The sequence below is a fragment of the Kitasatospora sp. NPDC058032 genome (genome assembly GCF_042885845.1).
GTDB lineage: Bacteria > Actinomycetota > Actinomycetes > Streptomycetales > Streptomycetaceae > Kitasatospora.
In genome coordinates, this window is the sequence record NZ_JBHVRK010000006.1 from 160,292 (window position 1) to 186,409 (window position 26,118).

Here is a 26,118-nt window from a genome sequence, read left to right on the forward strand (position 1 = left end):
CGGCCGCCCGGGCCGCCCGGGGAGCCGTACTGGGAGGAGACACAGCCGTGATCGCAGCCTTTTCGGTCACCCCGCTCGGGGTCGGCGAGGACGTCGGGGAGGCGGTCGCCGCGGCCGTCAGGGTGGTCCGCGCGAGCGGGCTGCCCAACCGTACGGACGCGATGTTCACCAGCATCGAGGGGGAGTGGGACGAGGTGATGCCGGTCATCCGGGAGGCGATCGAGGCGGTCAAGGCCTACAGCAACCGGGTGAGCACCGTCATCAAGATCGACGACCGGGCCGGGGTCACCGACGGTCTGACCCGCAAGGTCGCCTCGGTGGAACGCCACCTCGCCGGGGGCTGAGCCGCCCGGCCGGCCCGCCCCGGCGTCGGGGCGGGCCGAACCGCCGATTTTCTTTCTTGACCGATCGATCTGGAAACGACTACCTTTCAGGCATGGCGCGAACCAAGGAATTCGACCCGGACGCGGCGCTCCAGTCGGCATTGGAACTGTTCTGGGAGCGCGGCTACGAGGCCACTTCGATGGCCGACCTGGTCGAGCACCTCGGGATCGCCCGTGCCAGTGTCTACGCCACCTTCGGCAGCAAGCGGGAGCTCTACCTGCGCGCGCTGGAGCGCTACGGCCGCCAGCAGCAACCCGTGCTGCTGGCCGAGCTGTCGCAGCCCGGCCCGGTGCTGCCGGCCGTCCGTGCCCTGGTCCTCCGCTTCGCCGGCGAGTCCGCCACGGACGGCGAGGGCGGGCGGCGGCGCGGTTGCTTCGTCACCAACACCGCGGTGGAGCTGGCCCCGCACGATCCGGACGCCGCCCGCCGGGTGGAGGCCAACCTGGCCCACCTGGAGACGGTCCTGACCGCGGCGCTGGTCCGGGCGCAGGCCCAGGGCGAACTGTCCGAGGACCGCGACCCGCACGCGATCGCCCGGATGCTGCTGGTGCTGTTCCAGGGCATGCGGGTGATCGGCAAGGCCGGCGACGGCTCGGCCCGGCTGCGGGACGCCGCCGGCCAGGCCCTCGCCCTGCTGGGCTGACCGGTCCGCTCCACTGTTCGTCTGCTGGTGTGTTTTTTGCTGTCTCCATTCTGAACCGAACGGTCAATATAGACCTCCGATCGAGGAGCATTCGCATGACCCGCAGCACCACCCGCTTCACCGGCAAGTCCGTCCTGGTCACCGGTGGCGGCAGCGGCATCGGCCGAGCCGTGGCCCTCGCCTTCGCCGGGGAGGGCGCCCGCGTCGCCGTCGCCGGCCGCACCGCGAGCGCGCTCGCCGAGACCGTCGCCCTGATCGAGCGCGAGGGCGGCACCGCCGTCGCCCTGACCGGCTCGGTGTCCGACGCCGCCGACGCCGCCCGCCTGGTCCGCGAGACCGTCGAGCGGTTCGGCGCCCTGGACGTCGCGGTCAACAACGCCGGCGTCTTCGGCGGCGTCGGCCGGATCGCCGACGTCGCCGACGAGGAGTGGCAGCGGCTGATCGACATCAACCTCACCGGCACCTGGTACGCGATGAAGCACCAGATCGCCCACCTGCGCGCCAACGGCGGCGGGGCGATCGTCAACATCTCCTCGAACCTCGGCACCCACCGGCGGCTCGAGAACGTCGGCGCCTACGCCGTCTCCAAGGCCGCCGTCGCCACCCTGACCCGGGCCGCCGCCCGCGACCACATCGCCGAGGGTGTGCGGATCAACCTGGTCAGCCCCGGCCCGATCAACACCACGATGTCCTCCCAGCCCGGCGAGAGCGACTCCGACAAGGCGGACCGGATGAAGGACAGCATCCCGGTCGGCCGCGCCGGTGCCGTCGAGGAGGTCGCCGCCGCCGTCCTCCACCTGGCCTCGGAGGAGTCGGCGTTCACCGTCGGCGCCGACCTCGTCCTCGACGGCGGCGTCACCGCCTGACCGTCGCCGGCCGGTGGCCTCCCTACCCGGGGCGCCACCGGCCCCCGCCGGCTCAGGCCGACAGCGCCTCGCCCTCGTCCTCGGCCGGATCCGCGCAGGCGGTGGCCAGCTCGTCCAGCGAGAGCCCCAGCGCGTACGCCAGCGCCGCGACGGTGAAGAACGAGGGCGTCGGCGCCCGCCCGGTCTCGATCTTGCGCAGTGTCTCGGCCGAGACGCCGGCCGCCGCCGCCACCTCGACCATGCTGCGCCCGCCCCGCGCCTCGCGCAGCAGCACACCGAAGCGCTCGCCGCGCTCGCGTTCCCCGGGGGTCAGCGGAGTCCTCACCATGCCCCCGATGGTAGGCCACGGGTCCTGCCGTCGGCACCATCCCGACCGTGATACAAATACCGGTATAAGAATTGGAGCCGGTTGGTCGGAGGACCTCATGGTGGAGTTCAAGTCCGAGGCGGCGCTGGCCGCGATGCGGGAGGCCGGGCGGGTGGTCGCCATGGCGCTGGCCGAGGTCGAGCGGGCGGCGGGTGCCGGGGTGAGCCTGCTGGAACTGGACGAGGTGGCGCACGACGTGCTGCGGAAGGCCGGGGCGACCTCGCCGTTCCTCGGCTACCGGCCGTCCTTCGCCCCGGTGCCGTTCCCGGCCGTCATCTGCGCCTCCGTCAACGACGCGGTGGTGCACGGCATCCCCAACGGCTACCGGCTGCGCGACGGCGACCTGGTGAGCATCGACTGCGGCGCCGTCCTGGACGGCTGGGCGGGCGACGCCGCCGTCAGCTTCACCGTCGGCACGCCCCGCCCCGAGGACGTCCGCCTGATCGACACCACCCGCCGCGCCCTGGAGGCCGGCATCGCCGCCGCCGTGGTCGGCCACCGCACCGGCGACATCGCCCACGCCGTCGGCACCGTCGCCCGCACCGCCCGCTACGGCCTCCTGGAGGGCTACGGCGGCCACGGCATCGGCCGCCGCATGCACGAGGACCCGCACCTCCCCAACGAGGGCCGCCCCGGCCGGGGCTTCCCCCTCAAGCCCGGCCTGGTCCTGGCCATCGAACCCATGCTCATCGCCGGCGGCACCGACACCCACACCACCGACCCCGACGGCTGGACCCTCCGCACCACCGACGGCACCCGCGCCGCCCACATCGAGCACACCGTCGCCATCACCGAAGCCGGCCCCCGCATCCTCACCCTCCCCTGAGCGGTTGGCTGCGCGCGGGATCGTTCATGTTTGATCCTGTTTGTGATGTGAGTTGGATCACTTCGCGCTCGATGGATCTTTGTCGACCTAATGACAGTCAGATATATCTGCGCACGCTCGGTTTATGCTCCCTTGACCGTCAGGTGGGTCCCGCGTGCTGCGCCGCTCCCTCGCCATCGTGCTGTCGTTGACCATGGTCGTCCTCGGGACGGCGGAGGGTGCGACGGCAGCGGAAGAGATCGTCCGTCAGGCCGTCGCGGCGGCACCGGATCCCGGTCCCCTGCCCAGGCAGGTGACAGGCAACGCGGAGGGCCGAGGCCATGAGGCGATGACGGCCGAGACCGGCGCGGCAGGGGCCGAGGGCGGTCGCGACGGCGCGGCGCCCGCGCCGGGTGAGTTGCCCGAGGAGCAGCCGGCTGCCGTCGACCCGGCGGCCTCGGTCATTCCTCCGCCCGCCGAACTGCCCGCCACCGACGCCGAGGCCGTCGACGCCCCGGCCAAGCCGCAGGGCCGGGCGGAGCTTGCCGGGAAGCCCGCCCCCGACGCCACTGCGGCCAAGGGCTTCGATCCGGCCAGGAGCACGGAACTGGTGGACAAGCGCACCGCCCACCAACGCACCTACCAGAACACCGACGGCACCCTCACCACCCGTAGCTATCCGACCCCCGTGAACTTCCGGCGGGCCGACGGCTCCTGGGCCACGATCGACACCACCCTGATCCCGGACGGCACGGCCACCGCAGGCCGCGCGGCATCCAGCCAGTCCGGCTGGACCCCCGTGGCGGGTGAGAGCAAGCTGACCCTCGGCCTCACCGCCGACGCCGACCCGTTGGTCCGCCTGGCACTCGGTGACGGCCTCTCCGTCGGCTACGTGCTCCAGGGCGCCGCGACCGCTCCCGGCACCACCCAGGGCAGCACCATCACCTACCCCGATGCGCGCCCGCACTCCGATGTCACCTTCCAGGCCGGCAGCACGTCCTTCAAGGAGACCCTGGTCCTCAAGGACCCCGCCGCCCCTGCCGAGTGGATCTTTCCGCTGCGCCTGAAGGGAGTGACCGCGAGCCTGGATGCCAACGGTGCCGTGGTCTTCACCGACGCCGCGGGTACGGCCCGCGGCCGGATGCCGGCAGGCTGGATGCAGGACTCCGCCTTCGCCCCCAACACCGAGGAGGGCACGGTGTCCGGGGGCGTCGGCTACGAACTCGTCCCCCTGGACGGCGGCGGCCAGGCGCTCAAGGTCAAGCTCGACGAGGCCTGGCTGCACGCTCCCGAGCGCGTCTACCCGATCAAGGTCGACCCCTCGCTGTCCTCGATCAAGGCCGTCGACGGCACCTACATCGAGTCGCCCTACAACCTGGACTTCTCCGGCGACACCGTGCTGAAGGTCGGGACCTACGACGGCGGCGCGCACCAGGCCGAGTCCTACATCAAGTTCAACGGCCTGGAGGACGCCCTCAGCAACGCCAACGTGCTGGGCGTGCGGCTCTCGCTGTTCAACGGCTGGTCCAGCAGCTGCCGTTCACGCACCGTGGGCATCCACCAGATCACCTCCAACTGGTGGGAGGGGACGCCGCGTTCCTTCCCCGGCCCGTCGTCCGGACCGGCTCTCGCGGCCCCGGCGTTCGCGCACGGCTGGCGGCCCAACGCCAACAGCGACTGGGTCTGCGGGCAGGCCTGGGAGTCCATCGACCTCGGCGCCGGCGGACGCAACCTCGTCAACGAGTGGACCCACCACTGGACGCCCAACTACGGCCTGGCGATCAAGGCCGACATGTGGGACTCCTACGCCTGGAAGCAGTTCGGCAGCGACGACCACAACGGCGGCCAGCCGGTGCTGGACGTCACCTGGTCCAAGTACGGTGCGGACTACGACCTGTGGGGCTTGCAGCAGCCGGTGACGGCCACCCAGGAGGGCATCGTCCGGCTGCGGGCCTGGAACCGCGGGATGGAGACCTGGAAGCCGGGCAACAGCTACAAGATGTCGTACCTGCTGTTCGACCAGTGGGGCAACAACATCACCAGCTACGGCAGCAACGTCGCCTGGACCTCCATGCCCTACGACGTCCCCCCGGGCGGCGGCGTGGTCATCGACGCACGCATCCGGTCCCTGCCGCAGGGCACCTACACCGTCGCGTTCACCATGGACGACTACCAGACCAGCAACTTCTGGGCCGACGCGGGTGTGCAGCCCATCGCGATCCGCATCTCCTCCGTCAACGTGCCCCCGCACGTCACCAGGCTGGCTCCGCCCTCCGGCGCGGTCGTGTACCAGGTCCAGCCCACCCTGACCGTCGAGGGCGAGGACCCGGACCGTGCCCCGCGTGAGCTCGACTACCGCTTCGAGGTGTGCCGCGTCGTCGGCAGCGACGCCCGTGTGGACTGCAAGGACTCCGGCTGGCTCACCCGCCAGTCCCGCTTCACCGTCCCGCCCGGCTGGCTGACCTGGAACGAGCAGTACGCCTGGTACGCCCAGGCCGGTGACGGCGCGGGGGAGAGCCCCAAGACCCTCGCGTCGTACATCCGCACCGTCCTGCCCCAGCCCAACCAGTTCGTGAACGGCTCCGACGCCGGCCGAAGCTTCAACACCGCCGCCGGCAACTACACCACCGCCGCCACCGACGCCTCCCTGCCCAGTGTCGGTCCTGACCTTTCCGTCACCCGCAGCTACAACTCCCTGGATCCGCGCACCACCGGCGCTTTCGGCGCGGGCTGGGGCAGCCCCTGGGACATGCGCATCGACGTCGAGACCTCCAGCTGGCTCTCGTTGCCCGGCAACGTCCTTCTGACCGCCGCCAACGGATCGCGGGCCCGCTTCGGCTGGGATCCGGGCAAGAACGCCTACGTCGGAGGCTCCGGCATGGCCGCCAACCTGAGCCGGCTCCCAGACGGGAACTGGCTTCTGACCGACCGCGGCGGGAAGACCCACTACTTCGACCCGAGTGGCAGGCTGGGGCAGGTCCGGGACATGGCCGGGCACATCCAGGAGCTCTTCTACGCAGGCGACAGACTCGTCCAGGTCAAGGACACCACCTCGGGCCGCCACCTGGACTTCAGCTGGACCGGTAATCACGTGGCCGCCATCACCCCCACCGGTTCCACCGGCAGTTGGTCCTACCGGTACGACGGTGACCGGCTCAGCAAGGTCTGCCCGCCGGGGGTCTCCCTCACCGCTGACAAGGGCTGCACCGTCTACGAGTACGCCACCGGTTCGCGCTACCGCACCTCGGTGCGGGACGCCGGAGCAAGCGGATACTGGCGGCTCGGCGAGAACAGCGACACCGCCGCCGCCAACGACGCTCAGGTCAGCGACCGAGCACCGGCCGATGCCAAGGACGTGGTCTGGGGCGCACCCGGTCCGCTGGCGGGCAGCACCGACACGGCGGTGACCCTCAACGGACGGCCCACCTCCTGGGTCGAGCTGCCGAGCCGGGCCATCAGCTCCTCCACCAACCGCACCGTCGAACTGTGGTTCCGCACGGCCTCCGCCGGTGTGATCCTCTCCCAGCAGAACCGGGCGATGTCCGAAGATCCGTGGAACGTCGTTCCCGCGCTCTACGTCGGATCCGACGGCCGGCTCCGCGGCCTCTACTACGGCGTCACCGGAGGCCCGATCACCAGCACCGACACGGTCGCGGACAACGCATGGCACCACGTCGTGCTCGCCGGCGCCCGGAACACCACCGCGCTGTTCCTCGACGGCACGCTCGTGGGGACCGCCGCCGGTGAGATCGACCACCTCAACATGGACCGCGCCTATCTCGGCGGTGGCTGGACCGGAACCATGCCTGGTGGAAACGGCGGCTGGTCCTGGTTCAGCGGCCAGATCGACGAGGTCGCCGTCTACGACCAGCCGCTCACCGACCGCACCGTGGCCGAGCACTACGCCCTGCGCACCGGCAGCGCCCAGCTGACCGGTACCGTCCTGCCCACCGGCCGCACCGGCGCCCGCGCCCGCTACGACGGAGTCTCCGAACGGCTCACCACCGTCACCGATTCGGCTGGCGGCGACTGGAAGATCTCCGAACCCGCATTCACCGGTGGCTCGTTCCTCTACAGCAACGCGGTCAAGGCCTCCGACCCCGCCGCATTCTGGCGCCTGGGGGACCGCGGCGGCGCGCTGGCAGCCAGCGAGGCCGGCAGCGGCCTGGCCGGCACCTACGGTGACGGCGTCACCAAGCGCGAGCCGGGCATCTTCGCGCCCACCGACGACACCGCGGCACGCTTCGACGGCGGCTCCGCCGCACAGATCGAGATCCCCCAGGACGTCCTGCACACCGGCACCGACCTCGCCGTCGAGCTCTGGTTCAACACCACCAAGCCGGGCGTGCTGCTCGGAGACCAGAGCCGCGCGCTGGACGACCCGGCGGGCGTGGGCGGCAGCTGGACTCCCGTGATGTACGTCGGCTCCGACGGCCTGCTCCGCGGCCGGTTCTGCTGCCAGGCCTCCGGTGACACCGTCTCCCCGACCGCCGTCACCGACGGCAACTGGCACCACGCGGTGCTGTCTGTACAGGGCTCCGCGCAGAGCCTCTACCTGGACGGCCGGCTCCTCGGCACCCAGCAGGGCTCCGTCGACCACCAGGCCAACAGCCGTACCTACCTGGGCGCGGGCTTCGCGCGGATGTGGCCCGCCTCTCCCGGCGACATCAGCCACTTCACCGGTCTGATCGACGAGGCCGCGATCTACCAGCACCCGCTCAGCGAGGCGGACGTCGTCGCGCACTACCGGGCCCGCAGCTCACAGGTGGCAGGTCAGGGCGTCGGTTACCGGGCCTCGGTAGTCGCCGACTCGCCGGGCGGCTACTGGCGCCTGGACGAGACCGTGGGCACCACAGCGGCCAGCGAGGTCGCCGCGATCAAGGGCAACGGCACCTACGCGCCGGCCGCCAAGCCCGCCACCACCGGAGTGTTCGGTCCCGGTGACGGCAAGGCGGCCGAGTTCAACGGCACCAGCACCTCCTACGTCGACCTGCCCACGCCCATCCTTCAGACCAAGACCGACATCGCCGCCGAACTCTGGTTCCGCACCACGGGCCCAGGTGTGCTGTTGTCCCTGCAGAGCGAACCCATGAACGCCGCGCCGTACAACGTGGTGCCGGCCTTGTTCGTCGGCTCCGACGGCAGGCTCCGCGGGTGGTACCACGGCATCTCCGGCGGCCCGATCACCTCGGGTGCTGTCGTCACCGACGGCTCGTGGCACCACGCGGTTCTCAGCGCTGGGCAGGGCACGCAGGCCCTCTATCTGGATGGTGCGCTGGCCGGAACCCTCGCGGGAACGGTCAACCACCTCAACATGAACCGCACCTACCTGGGTGGCGGCTACGTCGGAAACGCACCCGGCGGCAATGGCGGCTGGTCCTGGCTGAACGGCCAGATCGACGAGGTCGCCCTTTACCAGCACCCGCTGACCGCGGAGCGCGTCGCCGCGCACTACCAGGCCCGCTCCCTGTCGGCCGCCACCGAGCTGGCGTCCCGAGTCACGCTGACCGACCCCGCCGGCAACGCCTCCACCGAGGTACACGACGCGACTCGGGCCAACCGCCTCATCGCCCGCACCGACGAGTCCGGTGCCACGACGAACTACACGTACGACACCGGCGGCTTCCTCCACACCGTCACCGATCCGAACGGCCACGCCGCGGTCAGCGGCCACGACGCCCGGGGCAACACCGTCTCGCTCACCACCTGCCGCGACGTCAACTCCTGCTGGACCTCCTACACCAGCTACTTCCACAACCCCGACAACCCGCGCGACCCGCGCAACGACAAACCCACCGAGACCCGCGACGGCCGCTCCTCCGGGCCCGCTGACAACACCTACCGCACCACCGTCAGCTACACCGCACTGGGCCTGCCCGACACCACCACCCGCCCCGACGGCCGCACCACCCGCGCCACCTACACCACCGGCGCCGAGCCGGCCACCGGCGGCGGCACCACCCCGCCGGGCCTGCTCGCCACCGAGACCACGGCCGGCGGTGCGGTGACGACGTACGCCTACAATGCGGCAGGCGACGTGGTCCGGTCCGTGCTGCCCAGCGGGCTCGTCTTCACCTACGGCTACGACGCGGTCGGCCGCAAGACCTGGACGACCGAGACCTCGGACGCGCAGCCGGCCGGTGTCACCACCACCTACGCGTACGACGTGCTCAACCGCCTCACCGTCCAGACCGGGCCGAAGGTCTCCGACGCGGTGACCGGTGCCGAGCACCAGACCCGTTCCACGACGACCTACGACGGGGACGGCCGGGTGACCGGCACGACGGTCGCCGACATCGTCGGCACCGACGGCTCGCGGACCGCCACGACGGTGTACGACACGGCCGGCCGGGCCGAGACCGACACCGACGCCGAGGGCGGCATCACCCGCTACGGCTACGACGCACTCGGCCGCACGACGCGCCTGACCGACCCGCTGGGCCAGGTCACGCGGTTCACCTACACCCCCCGCAGCCAGCGCGCGACCACCGTCGTCGAGGGGTGGACCGGCGACGGCGGAACCACCCGTGACCTGACCGTCGAGAGCCGGGCCTACGACCCGGCCGGACGCCTGGCGTCCGTCACCGACGCCATGGGCGCCGTCACCTCCTTCACCTACTTCGACGACGGGCTGCCCGCGACGGCCACGGCCGAGGGCGTGACCCAGTCCGACGGCACCAGCCGCTCCATCGTGCTGGAGGCGAACGAGTACGACGGTGCCGGACAGCTCGTCAAGCGCACTACCGGCGGCGGGCGCACCACCACGGTGAACACCTACGACTCGGTGGGCCACGTGACCCAGAGCGTGCTCGACCCGGCGGGCCTCAAGCGCACCATCTCCGCCAGCTACGACGCCGACGACCGTGTCACGTCCACCACGCTGAAGGTCAGTGACACCGAGAACAGTGTCCAGAGCAGCACCTACGACACCGCCGGCCGCCTGACCCGCAGCGAGCTGTCCTCCTCGCTCGGGGGACCGAGCGCCGTCGCCACCTACGCCTATGACCAGCGCGGCCTGGTCGTCAGCAGCACCTCGCCGCTCGGAAACGTGGCGGGCGCGGACCCGGCCGCCTACACCACCACGTACGGCTACGACACCCTCGCCCGCGCCGTGACCGTCGCCTCGCCGCCGGTGTCGGCGGAGAGCGGCGGCGGCGCTGCGGCGAACGTTCGGCCGATCTCCACCACCGGCTACAACGCGTTCGGCGAGGCGGTCTCCGCCAAGGACCCGCTCGGCCGGGTCGCCCGCACCGCCGTCGACCGGCTCGGCCGTGCCACCTCGGCCACCCTGCCCACCTACACGCCACCCGGAGCCGGCACCCCGCTCACCGCCACCAGCACGGTCGAGTACGACAAGCTGTCGCGTGTCGTGGCTGCCAATGACGCGGCCGGGCGACGGACCACGTTCGCGTACGACCGCCTGGGTCACGAGACCAGGCGTGTGGAGCCCAACTCGCTCGGCGGTCTGCAGCCTCCCGTCGACGACAACCCGCCCACCTGGACCTCCACTTGGACCCCCACGGGCCTACAGCTCTCCGCCACGGATCCGGTGGGGGCCCGCACCGAGGCGACCTACGACCAGCTCGGCCGCGTCCTCACCGCCACCGTCGTCGAACGCAAGCCCACCCTGCAGAACCTCACCAGCAGGTTCACCTGGGACGACGCCGGGAACCAGACCGCCGCCACCAGCCCCACCGGCAGCGTCGGGAAGGCCACGTACAACGCGGCCGGCCAGATCGTCACCGCGACCGACCCGCTCGGCCGCACCAGCCGCCGCGACTACGACGGCGCAGGCCGTCTCATCAAGAGCACCACCCCGATGGGAGAGGCTGTCCGTACCCGCTTCGACGGCCTCGGCAACCCGGTCGTCGCCGAGGACCTCGACTCCGCCGGTGCGGTCCTGCGCACCGTCACCACGGCGTTCGACCTCGAAGGCCGAGCGGTGAGCGCGACCAGCCCGGCGACCGGCGCCGTCACCACCACCCGCTTCGACGTGCTCGGCCGCCCGGTCGCGCTCACCGAGCCCGTCTCGGCCGGCGAGTCGGTCACCACGACCTTCGGCTACGACGCCGCAGGCAACCGCACCCGTGTCACCGACGGACGCGGCAACACCACCGTCTACACGTTCAACGCCTGGGGCCTTCCCGAGAGCACCGTAGAACCGTCCACCACCGCCCACCCCGCCGCGGCCGACCGCACCTGGACCACCGCGTACGACGTGGCCGGTCAGGCAGTGAAGCTCACTGAACCGGGCGGCGTGGTGCGTACTCGCACCTTCGACCCGGCCGGGCGCGTGGTCCGCGAGAGCGGAACCGGGGCCGAGGCGGCCACCACTGACCGCGAGTTCGTCTACGACAAGGCCGGACACCTGGTCCAGCACAACGCGACTGCCCTGACGGCCCAGGCGTACGCCTACAATGACCGCGGCCTGCTGCTCAAGGCCGGCACCGAGCTGAACGCCCAGGCCCAGACCTGGGAGTACGACGCCGAGGGCCGCCAGACCAAGCGCTGGGACAAGTCCACGGGTACCACCTACTTCGGCTACAGGGCCGACGGCCAGCTGGACTGGGCGCACAACCCGCAGACCGGGACCCAGAACTGGTACGGCTACGACGGCGACGGCCGCCTCAGCAAGCATGTCTATGCTGCCCCGGACCCGGCGGACACCACCAAGCTCAAGGCCATGTCCGAGCGCCGCCTCAGTTACGACGCGTTGGGCCGCCTCACCACCGACCAGCTCCTCGTGAACCCCACCGTCGGCACCGGCACCCAGCTCACCGCCACTGCCTACGCGTATGACCTCGACAACCGCCTCACCCGCAAGATCGTCAGCGGCACCCTCACCGAGCCGGCCAAGGACAATACCTACGGCTACGACTTCGCCGGCCGCCTCACTTCCTGGACCGCCGACGGCACCACCACGCCCTACACATGGGACGCCGCAGGCAACCGCACTGGCAACGGCACCGCCACCGCCTCCTACGACGAGCGCAACCGCCTCGTCGGCGACGGCACCAGCACCTATCGCTACACCGCCCGCGGCACCCTCGCCGCCGTGACCACCGGAGTGCAGCAGGAGGCCCTCGGCTACGACGCCTTCAACCGCCTGGTCAGCGACGGCTCCACCACCTACACGTACGACGGCCTGGACCGCGTCAGCACCCGCAACGCCGCCAAGTTCACCTACGACGGCGGTACCAACAACCTGGTCAGCGACGGCACCTGGAGCTATGCGCGTGACAGCGCCGGCACTCTCCTCGGCGCCACCGACGGCACCACCAACGTCCGTATCCGCACCGACCAGCACACCGACGCCACCGCCACTCTCAACGCCGATGGCACCGCCGTCATCGGGGCCGCCACCTACGACCCCTTCGGCAAGCCCGTCACCACCAGCGGCACCCGCTCCAGCCTCGGCTACCAGTCAGGCTGGACCGACCCCACCACCGGCGACGTCAACATGCACGCCCGCTGGTACCGCCCCGGCACCGGCGGCTTCACCTCCCGGGATTCCTGGCAGCTGAACCCGTTTCCGTCCGTCCAGGCCAACCGCTACACCTACGGCAATGCCGGCCCGCTCAACGCCACCGACCCGACGGGGCACATGGCGTTCATCGGGAACGATAGCGGGGTGGGTCCCAACGTCCCTCTGCCCGCTCCGAGGGTGGTGGTCGTCAAGGGCTACGGCAGCGAGATCAAGTCCGGCGACGGCGGTAAGTTCAGCGGCTCCATCACCATCAACCCGGGGAGTAACCAGGCCCCCGCGCAGGCGGCCCAGCCGGCCGCGCCGTACGTCCCGAACACCTCGGGCGCCCGGGCGCAGGCTCCGAACCCGGCACCCGCGCCGGGCCTGGCCTTCCCCGGCGCGGGTGTGGCAGGCCTCGGAATGGGCGGCTACGGTTCCGCGAGCAGCTCGTCGAGCAGCTCCTGGCGCAATGAGATCGATCAGGAGAAGCAGGAGGCCCGGGACTGGCGCCGGAGCAACCCCGGACGCCTGTCCAGCAGCACCCCGCGTGGCCAGGGCTCCCCGCCCTCGCCGGTCGCCCAGGGGTCGCCGTACGCGCCGCCGAAGGGCCCGGCCGCGCCGAAGAACCCGACCGGCTCGCCCGTCAAGAACCCGACCGGAGCCCGCAGCCCCCAGAAGCCGCAGCCCTGCAAGACCTGCAGCCCCGTCAAGGCACCCCCGCGCCCGGCCGCCCCCAAGGCCGAGCCCCCCAAGCCCATCTTCGACAAGAACGCGCCGGCCCCCCAGCGACCCACCCCTCAAGCCGACTGGGTCGCTCCGGACACCCGCGACGCCCTCAACTTCCTCGCCGCTTCCTATAGCAGCACCGACGTCCTCGCGATGCTCGTTCTGGCCGCCAACGTCACTCCCACCACCGAGACCGCTCCTGGCCCCGAACCGAGCAACCCTGATCCGGGTCAGGACGATCCGCGGCGCAATCGCTGCGACACAGGTGCTGCGTTTGACGGTTCCAAGGTCTACCTCCCGAGGAAGGAACACGCTGGAGTGTGTGTTGCTTCTGGTGCCTACGCCCAGCTCACCCAGTCTGATTACACCCCCAGCCCTCGACCGCGGCTCTCCTTTCCGTTGCCGGATCTTACGACTCTTCCGGTGACGAACAGGGCGCGGGGGCACCTGATCGGATTTGCCATGGGCGGATCAAACTCGGACACTCGCAACTTTGTGACAATGTATCAAGTGGCAAATCAGTGGATGTATGAAAATGCGGAAGATGAGGTTGTGGAATCTATTAAGGGTGGTGGGAGTGTTTTCGTTGAGGTGATTCCCGTCTATGGGAACAAGTCGTCGCCGATCCCTACCTCGGTGAAGTTCTTTGCCTTCGGCTCCGTAGAGGTTAATTGCGAGATTATCAATAGTGCGGATGCGGTGGGAAGCAGCTGCAAATGATACCCACTTGCGGCCGCTCTTGCGGGATTTGCGGCATACATGGCAACTGACACTTGATAAGGTGGCGGTATTGAACTACAGTGTCCTGCGCCTGTCTTCGATTAGTGGAGTGCTGAGATTTGTCGAATCTTGACGAGATTTTCCGGATCTTTGGCGCGCCGCCGGCCCATGGCTATCGGGCGGGCGCCTGGGGGGAGATCGAGGAGTATCTTGGATCGCGCCTTCCCGGTGATTTCAAGGAATTTGTCGATGTCTATGGTCCGGGATTGATCTGTGGGGAGTTGGTAATTTTCCATCCTGACGGCCGCACCCCCCTCTTGTCGCGCATGCTGAGAATTCATGAATCTTTCGGCCGGTCGCGGCGAGTCGAGTCGGGAAGGTATCCGTTCAGTTTCTTCCCGAGTCCAGGTGGGCTTATCTCGTGGGGCTATGACCAGTCTGGGGACGAGCATTTCTTCTGGCCCTGTGACGAGAATCCAGATCGATGGAAGATCGTTACCAATATGAACGGCATTGACCCGGTGGTTTTCGATGGCTCGTTCGGCGAATTCATTGTGAAGTTTGCGCAGGAGTTGCGATACCTGAACCCTGAGTCGGAACTGAATGATTCCGATGAACTGGTTGAGTTCGGCGAGATGCCGCCATTTTTTGAGCCGATAAATGATTAGCTTGGCTGGTGCGCGAGTGTGGACCTTTTTGTCCACGACGGCGCCTTGTCGATAGGCCCACCGGCGGGGGCCATGGGGAGTTCCGGGTTCGCGGGGCGGCTCCCCCGCGGCCCCCGTCGGGCACCCGGCGCGGGGGGTGAAGTGCTCGGCGTGCTTGGAGCTTCAGAAGGCCGCGGGGATGTTGTCGACTGGGCTGAGTCGGAGAGGGAGACAGGCCTGCGTCTCCCGGCTGTCCGAGGAGGGCAGGCTTCTTTCCTTTCGCGACGACCGCCAATGGTGACGTGGCGTTCTGGGTCTGCAACTCGTTCGATCCCGAGAGCTGGGACGTCGTCGTCTTCAGGCGCCAGGTGCCGTACGGAACGGCCCCGTGGCGCCGGTACGGGATGGGCTTCGGTGAGTTTCTCGCCGGTGCTCTGGACGGGACGCTGCCCAATCCCTTCAGCGACGGCTCCTGGAACATTCCCCCGCACGAGTACCGCAACGGGCGAGAGGGCTGACGGCTTCCGGTCCGCGGCGCGGGACCGTCGGCCGGGTGGCGGGGACCTTGGACTCTGGGTGGACTGGGAGGGGGCGGGAAGGGTGGTGGTTGCGGCCGGGCTTCCACCCCGTCCGGCCGCATCCTGTTCGAGAACTGCCGGAGGTCGTCATGACAAGGTCCGTCGTCGTCGGTGTCGATGGTTCGCCCGAGAGCCTTGCCGCGCTGGACTGGGCGGCGGAGGAGGCCGCGCGGCGCGGGCTGCCGCTGAAGGTGGTGCTCGCCTGGCCGACGGTGGTGACGCCGCTCGCGGTGCTCGGGACGGTGGATCTGGCGCGCCGGCAGGCGGACGTCACGCTGCGGGATGCCGAGCTGCGGGTGCGGGAGCGCTGGCCGGAGCTGACCGTGCAGGCCGTCCAGGTGCCGACCGACCCGGTGCGGGCGCTGGTCGACGAGGTGAGCGGGGCGCAGGAGCCGGACGGCGCGCCCGCGGAGCTGCTGGTGCTGGGCTCGCGCGGGTTCGGCGCGGTGGCCGGGTTCTTGGTCGGCTCGGTGAGCCAGCGGGTGCTGGCCCGGACGGACTGCCCGGTGGTGCTGGTCCGGCGGGGGGAGGACGGGGAGGAAGCGGCCGGCCCGCGCGAGGTGGTGGTCGGCGTCGACCCGTTCGAGGGAGCGGACGCGGTGCTGGCGCACGCCTTCGAGGTGGCCGAGCGGCGCGGGCTGCCGCTGCGCGCCGTGTACTCCTGGACACTGCCGGCGACCTACCAGTACGCGGGCATCGCGGCCAGCGTCGACGTCACCGGCGAGATGCTGGTGTACGCCAAGGGCGAGCTGACCCGGGTGGTGCAGCCCTGGCGGGAGAAGCACCCCGGGGTGGCCGTCACCGAGGAGGCCGTGAACGCCCGCCCGGCCAAGGTGCTCGCCGACCGTGCGGCGGGAGCGGAGCTGGTGGTGATCGGACGGCGGGTCCGCCGCTCGCCGCTGGGCGCGCACATCGGCGCCGTCGCGCACGCCGTCCTGCACCACGTGCCCTGTCCGGTCGCCGTCGTCCCCTACGAGCGGGACGAGAAGCAGGAGCAGCAGGAGCAGGAGGCCGGCGATGCGTGACCAGGTGCTGGTGGGCGTCGACGGCTCGGAGGAGAGCCTGGCCGCCGTCGACGTCGCCGTCCGCGAGGCGCGGCTGCGCGGCACCCGGCTGCGGATCGTGCACGCGTTCATCTGGCCGCTGATGCACGTCCCGCTCGGGCCGGCGCAGGACGGTCCGCCCGAGGGCGGGCTGCGGCACCAGGCGGAGGGCATCCTGGCGGACGCCCGGGCCCGCGCCGAGGCACTGGACCCGCGCCTCGACATCGCCACCGAGCTGGTCACCGGCGAGCCGCTGACCGTGCTGGCCCGCTGGTCGCGGGAGGCCGGGCTGGTGGTGGTCGGCAGCCGGGGGCTCGGCCGGTTCGGCGCCCTGCTGATCGGTTCGGTGGCCGTCCACCTGGCCGCGCACGCCGACTGCCCGGTGCTGATCGTCCGTGGCCGGCCGGACCCGGAGGGGCCGGTGCTGGTGGCGGTGGACGGCAGCGGGGTGGGCGCCGAGGCGCTCGGCTTCGCCTTCGCCGAGGCCTCCGCCCGCCGCGCCCCGCTGACCGCCCTGCACATCGCGCACCCGAGCACCAGCTGGCCCGACCAGGAGGAGCGGGTGCTCGCCGAGGCGCTGGCCGGCTGGCGGGAGAAGTACCCGGACGTCGAGCTGCGCTCCGAGGTCTTCGAGGCGCAGACCCGCCCGGCGCTGATCGAGGCGAGCCGGGAGGCGCAGCTGCTGGTGGTCGGCGCCCGCGGCCGCGGCGGCTTCGCGGGCCTGCTGCTGGGCTCCACCAGCCAGGCGATGATCCAGCACGCCCACTGCCCGGTCGTCGTCGTCCGTCATCCGGAGGAACGCACGGCGGAGTGATGACACGCGGGAGCCGGCCCGGGGTTCACGCCAGCAGCCGCAGTCGGGTGGCGGCCACGCCCACCCGGACGCTCTGGCCCCGGGCCAGCTCCAGCGCGTCGGCCTCGACCCCGTCGCCGAAGGCCACCAGCCGGTCCGACTCCACCGTCAGGACCAGCCGCCGGCCCGCGTCGAGCAGGCCGTACACCCGCGCGGTGCCGGTGGCGGGGGAGGGCCAGGCCTCGCGCACGAACCAGGCGAGCGCCGGGGCGCCCGGCCCCGGCAGGGGGAGCGGCCCGCCGCGTTCCAGCCAGACCGAGCGGCACCAGCCGGAACCGCCCGTCCCGGTGCCCACCAGCACGCCGGACGAGGCCTGCGGCTCACCGGCGTCGGCCCCGCCCGGCCGTTCCTCGACCGCCAGCCGGTAGCGGGCCGTCTGGTGGCCGGGCTGGCCGATGTACACCTCGTTGAGCGCGAGCAGCCGCTGGGTGTCGTCGGCCACCGCCTCGACCATGGTCCGCTCCTCGGTGCGCCGCTCGGCGCCCGGGCCGACGGCGGCCGGCAGCAGCCGGGCGAGGTCGTGCGCGCGGTGCCGGACCAGGACGCCCGGGTTGCGTCCGGGCTCCGCGTCCACGCCGATCACCGGCTGCCCGGCCAGGTACTTGGCGACGTTGGCGACCAGCCCGTCCTGGCCGACCACGACCACCACGTCCTGCGGCTCGAACAGGAACCGCGGCAGGTCGGCACGTTCGACCCGGGTGCGCCGCCAGTCCAGCGGCACTGCGCCGGCCGCTTCGGCGAGCGCCAGCTCCTGGCGCCGGTGGCGCAGCTCGATCTCCTCCACCGACCGGCCCCGGCTGCTCAGGAAGTACGCCGCCTGGCCGGGCGTGCCGTGATGGGCGAGCAGCTCCTGGTACTCGGTGCGGCGGTGCACCAGGACCACCCGGGGCGCGAGCGTCACCGCCCGGCCCCCTCGGCGCCCGTCGCGCCGAGCTTGGCGAGCAGACCGGTGAGCACGTCCGGGGTGAGCGTGAGGCTGTCGATCCGCGGCAGGTGCTCGGCGAGGCGCATCAGCGCGAGCGCCCGCAGCACGGCCGGGTCGGCCTGCTGGTGGGCGGCCAGCCAGGCGGCCTCGGCGGCGGCCTTGGCCTCGCCCAGGGCGCGGGCCGCTTCGGCCTCGGCACCGGCCAGCCGGGTGCGGCGCTGCGCCTCGGCGTCGGTGCGGATCCGGTCGGCGGCGGACTCGTCCTCGGCCTGCAGCCGGCTGTTGGCGCCCTGCTGGGTGATCAGCTGCTCCTCGCGCCGGGCGAGTTCGATCCGGTTGGCGAGCTCGTTCTCGGCGATGCCGCGCTCGTGCTCGACGGCGACGGCGCGCCGTTCGAAGGTGGCCCGGTCGGCCTCCTGCTGGACCAGTTCGCGGGCGGGGGTGCGCAGCGCGCGCTCCACCTCCGGTTCGGGGCGCAGGGCGACCACCCGGACGGCGATCACGGCGAGCCCGGTCTCGGCCAGCCGCGCCTCGGCGGCGAGCCCGGCGGCCATCCGCTCGCGGACGGCGGTGACGCCGTCGGCCAGCGCGGCGGCCAGCGGGGTGCGGGCGAGCAGGCCGAGCGCGTGCTGCTGGGCGGTCTCGGTGAGCAGGGTGGCGAGCTGGTCGAGCGGGGCGGAGCGCCAGGCGCCGGTGTGGGGGTCGATGCCGAAGTCGACGCGGGCGGCGGCGGTGGCCGGGTCGGTGATCCGGTAGGTGAGGGTGCCCTGGACGGTGACGTCCTGGAAGTCGGCGGTGCGGGCGTGGAAGAGCATGGCCAGCTCGCGGTCGTCGACCGGGACCTCGGAGAGCGCGGCGGTGAGCGGGCGGAACCAGAAGGCGAGGCCGGTGCCGTCGTGGGCGAGGCGGCCGTGCCGGACGTGGCGGATGTGGGCGGTGGGCCGGGCGCGCAGGTGGCGCAGCCCGAAGCGCTTGGTGATGTCGGCCATGAGCGACTCCTTATCGTCGTGATGACGATATTGGTCGCCCGCTGTTTTCGTCAAGGTGACGAAAAAGGTCGGTCCGGTCCCGCCGCCACGGCCGTGGGAGGATCGACCGGTGCTGAGGACGCGAACGACGAGGCTCCCCGCGGCCCTGCTGGCCGCCGCCTGCGCGACCGCCGCGGTCGCCGCCACCGCCACGGTCGGCGCCCCGCCGGCCCGCGCGGCCGACCCGGGCGGCCAGGCGTTCACCATCGGCGACCCGCGGATCACCGAGTCCAGCGGTCTCGCGGCCAGCCGGCAGCACCCCGGCGTCTACTGGACGCACAACGACAGCGACGACGGCCCGTACGTCTACGCCGTCGACTCCCAGGGCCGCACCGTCGCCACCGTCACCCTGCGCGGCATCGAGCCGCGTGACGTCGAGGCGATCTCGCTCGGCCCGGACGGCCGGCTCTACGTCGGCGACATCGGCGACAACCTCGGCGGCAAGTGGCCCGAGGTCTGGATCTACGCCTTCGCCGAGCCCGCCGAACTCCGCGACCAGACCGTGCAGGTGACCCGCTACCGGGTCCGCTACGAGGACGGCCCGCGCGACGCCGAGGCGCTGATGGTCCACCCGGTGACCGGCCGCGCCTACATCGCGAGCAAGAAGCAGGGCGGCGGCGGCCTCTACCAGGGTCCCGAGCAGCTGTCGGCGAGCGGCGTCAACACCTTCCGGCGGATCGCCGACGTCCCGTGGATCACCGACGGCGCCTTCTCTCCGGACGGCACCCGGCTGGTGCTGCGCGGCTACTTCTCGGCCACCCTCTACCGCTGGAAGGACGGCGCGCCGAGCGGTGACGAGCCGCTGTCCACGCCCTTCCAGCGCCAGGGCGAGTCGGTCACCTTCACCGCCGACGGCCGGGCGCTGCTCTACGGCAGCGAGGGCAAGGACAGCCCGGTCTGGCGCTCCCCGCTGGACGACGACCAGCTCCCGGACACGGTCAAGCCGCTGCCGAGCGCCACGCCCACCCCGACCGCGACGGCCGCGGACCGCTCGGCGCCGTCGTCCGGCGCGGCGGCCCCGCCGTCGGAGGGCGCCTCGGCGGGCTCCTCGTCGTCCTCGGCCGACGGTGGCTCCTCCGAGGCCGGCACCGGGGACCGGGTGCTCGGGGTGGCGTTCCTGCTCGCGGTGGCGGGCGCGGTGTTCGGGCTGCGCCGCAAGAAGCGCGACGGCTGACCCCGGCGCCGCCCGCGCCGCCGGAACTGCCCGCCTTGCCGGAGCTGCCCGAACGGGCCGGACGGCCGGAGGGGCCCGAACGGTTTCGGTGCGGCGGCCGTGGTCGGACGTCGGCGAACGACCCCGCCCGCACCGGGCCGGACTCCGGTCCGGTGGTCATGCCACGCCCAACAACGCCGATCTGTCGCCGATTTGTGACAAAGCTTGGCCAACACCGGCCCCACGGGCGGTTTTCGTGGACGTAGTGTTCCGACTATGTCACGGAGAAGCCGCCGCACGCCCTCCCCGGAGCCCCTCGACACCTGGGTGCCGCGCCCCCGGCGCCGGGAGACCCCGCTCGGCCTCCTCGGCCACGGCGTGAAGTTCCTCGGCTACAGCACCCTCGCGGGCGTGCTGCTGGCGGGCATCGCGCTGCCGGCCGCCGGCGCGCTCGGGCTCGGCATGAAGGGCACCGTGGAGGAGTTCGACACCATCCCTGACGACCTGAAGGCCCCGCCGCTGACCCAGGCCAGCTGGATATTCGACGCCAAGGGCCAGCAGATAGCCAAGGTCTACGAGCGCGACCGCCGGGTGATCACCGCGGAGGAGATGGGCCCGCTGATACGCCAGGCCCAGGTGGACATCGAGGACGCGCGCTTCTACGAGCACGGCGCCGTCGACCTCAAGGGCGTCCTGCGGGCCATCACCAAGAACGCGGAGAGCGGCACCGCCCTGCAGGGCGCCTCCACCCTGACGCAGCAGTACGTGAAGAACGTCAACGTCGAGAAGGCCGGCGACGACCAGGTGGCGGTCCGGGAGGCCCAGCGCAAGACCCTGGGCCGCAAGGTGCAGGAGCTCAAGTACGCCATCAAGCTGGAGGAGGAGCTCACCAAGGAGCAAATCCTCACCAACTACCTGAACATCACCTACTACGGCCAGCAGGCGTACGGGATCCAGGCGGCGGCCCAGCGCTACTTCGGCAAGAACACCAAGGACCTCTCCGTCGCCGAGGCGGCCACCCTCGCCGGCCTGGTGCAGAACCCCTCCCAGTTCGACCCCAAGGCCCACCCCGAGGCCTCGCGCAAGCGCCGTGACGTCGTGATCGACAAGATGGTGGAGAACAAGCACCTCACCGCGGAGCAGGCCAAGGAGGCCAAGTCCGGGCCGATCGTGCTGCACTACCAGGCGCCGCAGAACGGCTGCATCACCGCCGACGCGGGCATGGGCTTCTTCTGCGACTACGTCAAGCACGTGATCAAGCAGGACCCGGTCTTCGGCAAGACCGCCGCCGAGCGCAAGAAGCTCTGGGACATGGGCGGCCTGTACATCCACACCACCCTCGACCCGGCGAAGCAGGCCGCCGCGCTCAAGGCGGTGACCACGAAGGTCAAGGTCACCGACGAGGTGTCGGCGGCGATGACCATGGTGGAGCCGGGCAGCGGCAAGATCCTGGCGATGGCCCAGACCCGCCCGTACGGCATCGACCCGTCGAAGAACCAGACGGTCGTCAACTACAACGTGGACGCGGCGATGGGCGGCGGCAACGGCTTCCAGCCGGGCTCCAACTTCAAGCCGATCGTGGCCGCCGCCGGCCTGGAGGCCGGGCTCACCTCCACCCAGGCCTACGACTCGCCGAACAAGATGGACTGGCCGACGATGAGCACCTGCGACGGCACCTGGAAGAACCTGGACAAGGGCAAGAAGAGCGGCACCATCCCCAACGAGTCGACGGGCGAGGTCGGCCCGTACGAGCTCAAGGAGGCGATGGCGCTCTCGGTCAACACCTACTTCGTGCAGATGGAGCAGGAGATCGGCCTCTGCGCGGTCAAGCAGATGGCCAACAAGCTCGGCGTGCTCACCAAGGCGAGCGGCAAGCCGCTGGAGGAGCTGCCCGCCCTGGGCCTGGGTACCCAGGAGGTGAGCCCGCTGGTCATGGCCAACGTCTACGCGACCTTCGCCAACCGCGGCACCTACTGCACGCCGGTCGCGATCAGCGCCATCAAGACGATCGACGGCAAGGACGTCGCGGTCAGCCCCGCCAAGTGCGAGCGGGTGTTCTCCGAGGGCACCGCCGACATCATCAACACCGTGCTGCTCGGGGTGACCGAGAAGGGCGGCACCGCGCGCGACCTCGGCCTCGACGACGACCGCCAGATCGCCGGCAAGACCGGCACCTCCGACGAGAAGAAGTCCGCCTGGTTCAGCGGCTACACCGCCAACCTCGCCACCTCGGTCTGGCTGGGCGGCCCGGCCGGCGGGGTGAAGATGAAGAACATCCGGATCGGCGGCAAGTGGTTCGACGAGGTCTTCGGCGCCACCGGCCCCGGACCGATCTGGCAGATGGCGATGAACGACGCCGTCCGGGGCATGCCGGAGCAGGAGTTCAAGACCGTCTACATCCCCAACCCGGCGCCCAAGCGCGACCCCTCGGCGAGCCCGGGATCGGGCAGCGGCTCCGCGACCGACTGGCCGTCCTGGCCCGGACGCCCCCAGCCGTCCACCCGGGCGCCGCGCAACCCCAGCCCGAACCCCAAGCCCGCGCAGCCGACCCAGCAGGAGCAGCCGCCGAAGCAGCCGGACCAGCAGCAGGGCGAGCCCGCGCAGCCCGAGCAGCAGCACCAGGACGGCTGAGCCGGCCCGCCCGCCCGCACGGCACCGCGCCCCGCACGGCACCGCGCCCCGGAACGTCGACGGACGTTCCGGGGCGCGGTCGTGGGCGGAGCCTGGCGTCAGTGCACGCCCTTGGCCGCCCAGAAGTCCTGGCGGGCCAGCACGGTGCTGTCCGTCTGGTCGGTGAAGAAGCCGTCCACGCCGAGCTCGTAGAGGTACTTCGCCCAGCCGATCGAGTCGCCGTACGCGTTGGGGTCGGTGCCCCGACGGTAGTCCAGCGGCAGGAAGGAGTTCTCGTTGCGCACCGTGTAGGGGTGCAGCAGCAGGCCCGCCGTGTGCGCGTCCTTGACCAGGGTGGTCGGCGGCAGCAGCTTGCCGGTCGCGTCGACGGGCGCGATCAGGGTGGTGGTCGGGCCGATGCCGTGCGCGAAGGAGGCGATCCAGCGCAGGCCCTCGGGCTTCACCAGGTCGGCGACGGTGCGCTTGTCGCCGGACAGCACGAAGTCGTACGGCTGGCTGGTCGGGCCGCTGAGCAGGAAGATCTTCGGGTTGTCGACCAGCTTGGCGAGGCGCTGCAGGCTGCTCGGCTCGAAGGACTGCAGGATCGCCCGGCCGTTGCGCCCGGCCAGGCCGGTGCGGCGCAGCTCGTCGGCGAGGCGCTCCTCCAGCGGCAGGCCGATCGAGCGGAAGTAGCTGGGGTGCTTGGTCTCGGGGTAGACCCAGACGTCCCGGCCCAGCTCCCGGCCGCGCTTGCGGGCGAAGTCGGCCACCTCGCGGAAGGTCGGCACGGCCCAGCGGCCGTCGTAGAGCGTGTTGCGCTGGCGCTGCTGCGGCAGGCGCTCCTTGGCACGCAGGGTGCGCAGCTCGGCGAGCGTGAAGTCCTCGGTGAACCAGCCGGTCTGGGCGGCGCCGTCGATCGTCCTGGTGGTGCGGCGGTCCGCGAACTCCTTGTGGTCCGCGACGTCCGTGGTCTCCGCGATGTTGTTCTCGTGGCGGACCACCAGGTGGCCGTCCTTGGTGGGGACGAGGTCCGGCTCGATGACGTCCGCGCCCAGCCGCAGCGCCAGGTCGTAGGAGCCGAGGGTGTGCTCGGGACGGTAGCCGGGGGCGCCGCGGTGACCGATGATCAGCGGGTGCGGCAGGCGGTCCAGGCCGGTGCCGGTGCGCACCGGCGAGGGGGTACCGGTCGGGCGGGCGGCGCCGCGCTCGTCGGCGGCACCGTACTGCTCGTCGCCCGGCTCGTCGGCGGCGGGGGTGGCGAAGGCCTCGCCGGCGCCGGCCGCGAGGGCCGCCGCGCCGAGCCCGGCCGCACCGGTGACCCGCAGGAAGGACCGGCGGGAGGAGGCGGTGGTGTCGGGGGACTGCGCCGGGGTGCTGCCGTCGGACGGACGGTACGTCATGGATGCTCCTAGCTCGCGCTGATGGCGTCGCGGTGTGAGTGCCGCCCGCAGACTAGGAGCAGTGGTGCCCCGCCGGGTGGCCGTCGGGCGAACTGCGGGAGAAGTTCCCGCACCTACCGTCCGGGCCCGGTACCCGTCGTCCGGCCCCGCCGCCGCTGGAGCCTCGCCGCCCCGGGGAACGGGGGAGGCCGGCCGCGGTCACGCACCGCGGCCGGCCCCCGGTCCGGGGTGGGCGGACCACTGCGTTTGATTCTGGCCCGGGAGGTGGACGCAATCCCATCCCCGGAACCTGGGATGAACGCGGGCCCCCGAGCCCTGGTCCCCGAGCCCCCGAGCCCCGTGGCCCCCCCGAGCCCCCGAGCCGCGCCGCCCGTCCGCTCAGAGGGCGGCGAGCAGCTCCCGGCCCAGCGGCCAGTCGCCCAGCCCGGAGTCGGAGTTGAGGTGCCCGAAGGCGCCGGGCTCGACGTAGCGCGCGCCCCAGGCCCCGGCGAACCGCCGGGCCCGTTCCGGGGTGACCCACGGGTCGTCGGTGCTGCCGACCACGGTGGCCGGGAACGGCAGCCGGGACAGCGCCACCGGGCGGAAGCCGAACAGCTCGGGCACGTCCGCGTGGTCGACGTCGGCGGGCGCGACCAGCAGCGCGCCGCGCACGGCCGCCGTCCGTCCGGCCGGCGCGGTGGCCGCCCAGCGGGCCACCGCCACACAGCCGAGGCTGTGCGCCACCAGCACCACCGGCCCGTCGACCGCCGCCTCGGCGACCGCCGCGTCCACCTGACCCACCCAGGCCTCCGGCTCCGGGTGGTCCCAGTCCTGCTGCCGGACCCGGACGAAGGCCACCGGGTCGGCCGCCTCCCAGCGGCTCTGCCAGTGGGCCGGTCCGGAGTTCTGGTAGCCGGGCAGGACGAGATAGGTGGTGCGGTCCGACATCGGGGCGGACTCCCTCCGGGGCTGTCGCGGTCATGGGGCAGCACGGAGTCTAGGCGTGTGCCCTGGTGGGGGCGCGCGCCGCCGACGGGGGGCGTGCGGGGGCGCGCACAGGGTGCCGGCTGACCGGTGCGCCCCGTTGCGCGGGTGGGACGGGTGCGGGAGGTTGGTGCGGTCCCGCACCGGTGCCCGCCGGTCGGGGTCCGTACCACTGCTCCACTGTTCGAGGACCGATCACTTCGGAGGGATGTCGACGATGGCATCGAAGATCCTGCTCGTCACCGGGGACGCCGCGGAGTCGCTGGAGGTGTTCTACCCGTACCAGCGGCTGCGCGAGGAGGGCTACCAGGTCGACATCGCGGCGCCGGCGAAGAAGCGGCTCCAGTTCGTGGTGCACGACTTCGTCGAGGGGTTCGACACCTACACCGAGAAGCCGGGCTACACCTGGCCCGCCGACGTGGCGTTCGCTGACGTCGACCCGGCCGACTACGTGGCCCTGGTCATCCCGGGCGGACGCGCCCCGGAGTACCTGCGCAACGACCCCGAGGTGCAGCGGATCGTCCGGCACTTCTTCGAGGGCGAGAAGCCGGTCGCGCAGATCTGCCACGGCCCGCTGGTGTCCGCCGCCGCCGGGGTGCTCGGCGGGCGGACCAGCGCCGCCTACCCGGCCCTGGAGCCGGACGTGAAGGCGGCGGGCGCGACCTATGTGGACGGCGAGGCGGTGGTGGACGGCGTGGTCGTCTCGGCCCGCGCCTGGCCCGACCACCCGGCGTGGCTGCGGGCGTTCATCGAGGTGCTGCGGGTCAAGGCCCCGGTCGCCTGACCGCCTGACCGCCTGACCGCCTGATCGCCTGCACGCCTGCACGCCTGCACGCCTGACCGCCTGGACGCGGGGGCGCCGGTGTCCTTGCCCGCCGGTGTCCCCGAGCGGTCTCGGGGGAGTGGCCCATCCTTGAGGGGGAGCGGCCCACCGTTCGAAG

General features: G+C 71.8%; 17 protein-coding genes. 12 read left to right on the forward strand and 5 right to left on the reverse strand.

The genetic code is table 11. The features are described from left to right. Positions 1-47 precede the first annotated feature (47 nt). The 3 genes from ACFVUH_RS12875 to ACFVUH_RS12885 all read left to right on the forward strand — a co-directional run bounded on the left by ACFVUH_RS12875 (position 48) and on the right by ACFVUH_RS12885 (position 1,893). Positions 48-344, forward strand: coding sequence for an MTH1187 family thiamine-binding protein (locus ACFVUH_RS12875; RefSeq protein ID WP_355361483.1), 297 nt, complete (start codon positions 48-50; stop codon positions 342-344). Between the two features lie 92 nt (positions 345-436). Beyond that, complete coding sequence (locus ACFVUH_RS12880) at positions 437-1,027, forward strand: TetR/AcrR family transcriptional regulator (protein WP_387912970.1); 591 nt, start codon at positions 437-439, stop codon at positions 1,025-1,027. 95 nt (positions 1,028-1,122) lie between these two features. Continuing rightward, a complete protein-coding gene (locus ACFVUH_RS12885; protein ID WP_387912971.1) occupies positions 1,123-1,893 on the forward strand; it encodes an SDR family NAD(P)-dependent oxidoreductase in 771 nt (256 codons plus the stop codon). 52 nt (positions 1,894-1,945) lie between these two features. Here the strand turns inward: ACFVUH_RS12885 and ACFVUH_RS12890 are convergent, their stop codons facing one another. Beyond that, complete coding sequence (locus ACFVUH_RS12890; RefSeq protein WP_387912972.1) at positions 1,946-2,221, reverse strand: helix-turn-helix domain-containing protein; 276 nt, start codon at positions 2,219-2,221, stop codon at positions 1,946-1,948. 97 nt (positions 2,222-2,318) lie between these two features. Between ACFVUH_RS12890 and map the strand changes: the two genes are divergently transcribed. The 6 genes from map to ACFVUH_RS12920 all read left to right on the forward strand — a co-directional run bounded on the left by map (position 2,319) and on the right by ACFVUH_RS12920 (position 17,059). Beyond that, the gene (map, locus tag ACFVUH_RS12895) at positions 2,319-3,086 is read left to right on the forward strand and encodes a type I methionyl aminopeptidase (RefSeq protein ID WP_387912974.1); all 768 of its coding nucleotides are present in this window, start codon (positions 2,319-2,321) and stop codon (positions 3,084-3,086) included. Positions 3,087-3,240: 154 nt separating this feature from the next. Then, entirely contained in the window at positions 3,241-13,977 is a 10,737-nt protein-coding gene (locus ACFVUH_RS12900) for a LamG-like jellyroll fold domain-containing protein (RefSeq protein WP_387912975.1), read from the forward strand. Between the two features lie 119 nt (positions 13,978-14,096). Next, positions 14,097-14,645 (forward strand): SMI1/KNR4 family protein, encoded by a 549-nt coding sequence (locus ACFVUH_RS12905; protein ID WP_387912976.1) that lies wholly within the window; start codon positions 14,097-14,099, stop codon positions 14,643-14,645. A 281-nt stretch (positions 14,646-14,926) separates the two neighbouring features. Beyond that, complete coding sequence (locus tag ACFVUH_RS12910; RefSeq protein WP_387912977.1) at positions 14,927-15,142, forward strand: hypothetical protein; 216 nt, start codon at positions 14,927-14,929, stop codon at positions 15,140-15,142. Positions 15,143-15,291: 149 nt separating this feature from the next. After that, positions 15,292-16,227: a universal stress protein gene (locus ACFVUH_RS12915; RefSeq protein WP_355361473.1), complete on the forward strand. Its 936-nt coding sequence runs from the start codon at positions 15,292-15,294 to the stop codon at positions 16,225-16,227. Next, positions 16,220-17,059: a universal stress protein gene (locus tag ACFVUH_RS12920; RefSeq protein ID WP_355361471.1), complete on the forward strand. Its 840-nt coding sequence runs from the start codon at positions 16,220-16,222 to the stop codon at positions 17,057-17,059. Before ACFVUH_RS12915 ends, ACFVUH_RS12920 begins: the two co-directional genes overlap by 8 nt. A 25-nt stretch (positions 17,060-17,084) precedes the next feature. Here ACFVUH_RS12920 and ACFVUH_RS12925 read toward each other — a convergent pair whose 3' ends face one another. Next, the gene (locus tag ACFVUH_RS12925; protein ID WP_387912979.1) at positions 17,085-17,999 is read right to left on the reverse strand and encodes a hypothetical protein; all 915 of its coding nucleotides are present in this window, start codon (positions 17,997-17,999) and stop codon (positions 17,085-17,087) included. Then, positions 17,996-19,012 carry an SPFH domain-containing protein gene (locus ACFVUH_RS12930; RefSeq protein ID WP_355361467.1) on the reverse strand — a complete coding sequence of 339 codons (1,017 nt, stop codon included), beginning with the start codon at positions 19,010-19,012 and terminating at the stop codon, positions 17,996-17,998. The genes ACFVUH_RS12925 and ACFVUH_RS12930 overlap by 4 nt, the downstream gene beginning before the upstream one ends. A 109-nt stretch (positions 19,013-19,121) precedes the next feature. Here ACFVUH_RS12930 and ACFVUH_RS12935 point away from each other — a divergent pair, with 109 nt between their 5' ends. After that, on the forward strand, positions 19,122-20,225 hold the full coding sequence (locus ACFVUH_RS12935; protein WP_387912981.1) for a hypothetical protein: 1,104 nt from the start codon (positions 19,122-19,124) through the stop codon (positions 20,223-20,225). Between the two features lie 255 nt (positions 20,226-20,480). Further along, positions 20,481-22,835 carry a transglycosylase domain-containing protein gene (locus tag ACFVUH_RS12940; RefSeq protein ID WP_355361465.1) on the forward strand — a complete coding sequence of 785 codons (2,355 nt, stop codon included), beginning with the start codon at positions 20,481-20,483 and terminating at the stop codon, positions 22,833-22,835. Between the two features lie 98 nt (positions 22,836-22,933). On the opposite strand, the gene ACFVUH_RS12945 is transcribed toward ACFVUH_RS12940, so the two are convergent. Both ACFVUH_RS12945 and ACFVUH_RS12950 read right to left on the reverse strand, forming a co-directional pair. Further along, on the reverse strand, positions 22,934-24,214 hold the full coding sequence (locus ACFVUH_RS12945) for a glycerophosphodiester phosphodiesterase (RefSeq protein WP_355361463.1): 1,281 nt from the start codon (positions 24,212-24,214) through the stop codon (positions 22,934-22,936). Between the two features lie 378 nt (positions 24,215-24,592). Continuing rightward, a complete protein-coding gene (locus ACFVUH_RS12950; RefSeq protein ID WP_387912982.1) occupies positions 24,593-25,141 on the reverse strand; it encodes an RBBP9/YdeN family alpha/beta hydrolase in 549 nt (182 codons plus the stop codon). Positions 25,142-25,394: 253 nt separating this feature from the next. On the opposite strand from ACFVUH_RS12950, the gene ACFVUH_RS12955 reads away from it, so the two are divergent. After that, positions 25,395-25,961: a DJ-1/PfpI family protein gene (locus tag ACFVUH_RS12955; protein WP_355361459.1), complete on the forward strand. Its 567-nt coding sequence runs from the start codon at positions 25,395-25,397 to the stop codon at positions 25,959-25,961. Positions 25,962-26,118: the final 157 nt, after the last annotated feature.